Origin of the sequence: Palleronia pelagia (assembly GCF_900110115.1) — a bacterium.
Classification (GTDB): domain Bacteria; phylum Pseudomonadota; class Alphaproteobacteria; order Rhodobacterales; family Rhodobacteraceae; genus Palleronia; species Palleronia pelagia.
This window is the reverse complement of the sequence record NZ_FOCM01000024.1, coordinates 1-1,367: the sequence shown is the minus strand read 5'-3', so window position 1 is coordinate 1,367 and position 1,367 is coordinate 1. Positions and strand designations below refer to the sequence as shown.

Here is a 1,367-nt window from a genome sequence, read left to right as displayed (position 1 = left end):
AGGGCCCCAAGCCCTCCCATATGGGTTCGCGATTTGACCTGGAGAGCCAGACCGAGGGGCAAGCCGACACACACAAAGCCGGCCAGGATCGAAAGCAGTGTGATCTCAAGATTATAGGTCAGTGCCATGTCGGGCCGGTAGCCGAGCATGGCGACAAAGTGCGTGGCCCATACGCCGACACCCGCAACAAGAGCGGTCCAGAATCCCGCCCGCTTACGTTGCGCCTCTGTCGCGTGGTCGATGTTCCGCCCGATCAAGATTAGCGTGACGGCCATGATCACGCAGACACCGGCCGCGGCGAGGATGAAATTGAGCTTGGTGGCAAAGATGCCGCCAAGGAAAATGGGGATAGACATGAGAACCGTTCCCATACTGATACATCATATTTCGTTTTGGGTATCGAAGCGAAAAGCGGTCGCAAGATGGCCAGCCCGGGGCAAAGGCGAGTTTTCCCGAGGATTGTCGCCAAGAGGTTGACGCTAGGTCAGGAGGCAAATGGGATCGGTTGGGACTGGCTTTCGCCGTCAGCTATGATCTTCTCGATCAGGAAGCCCCGCGCCAGGCGTCCTTGAACGCGCGGCCGTCAACCAGGAGGTTTGTCCAGGCCGCTTTAGAGCACTGAACAATCAGGACCGAGTCGTAAGACCCAAACACTTTGAGGATGTGATCGCGCAGCTCCGCTGGCGTCCCTTTGAAATCGACCCACCAGACGGAATCGAGGACTTGTCCGCGGCTCTCTCCGATCTCTGCGAGAAGGCTATCGACGTCGTCGTGGGATAGTCCCGGACTGGCGAGGTCATAGGCGACTATGTAATTCACTAACAGATACACCCTGAGAGCTACGTGCAACTTGCGCGCAGGCTTCACTCTTCGTTGATCCGCTCGCGTTGTAAACTGTATGCGTAGGTTTCGACTGCGACAACCATCCTTCAACGCTCGGAAACCGCCTGATAATCTGCGTCAGATCAAGTCGCGTCGCGCTCCACGAACAAGTCACCAAGAAGAAGTGGAGCCGGGCCTCATTATCTCACGAGGTATAGTCGTATAAGGTTTGTTATGGTATATTAGTGCGCACCGGAGCCTCGGGGTTACTACGCTTAGTAAGCGTAGACCGTGTGCATCACCTCTTGCGGGAACTGTCCCCTGGCTTCACCATGTGTTTGGTTTCGGCTTTGAACTTACTCAGACGCCGAAATCTCCGACCCGCGTACAGCCAAAACCCGTCTCTGGTGGAACGTCGCGTTCACGGTGATCGCAAACACTGCGATCGAGGTGACCTGAGACCCGTTTCCTCCTCCAGTTTGAGGTAGAGTCCGTCCCAACCAAGGAGACGGACGGCATGAAGAGATCACGGTTCACCGAGGAGC

At 56.3% G+C, this 1,367-nt stretch carries 1 protein-coding gene; it reads right to left on the bottom strand.

Translation table 11 applies throughout. From position 1 onward, the window contains the following. Positions 1–356 (bottom strand): MHYT domain-containing protein (locus BMX96_RS19060; protein ID WP_330220662.1); only part of this gene is annotated, 356 nt, incomplete at its 3' end. Between the last annotated feature and the right edge of the window lie 1,011 nt (positions 357–1,367).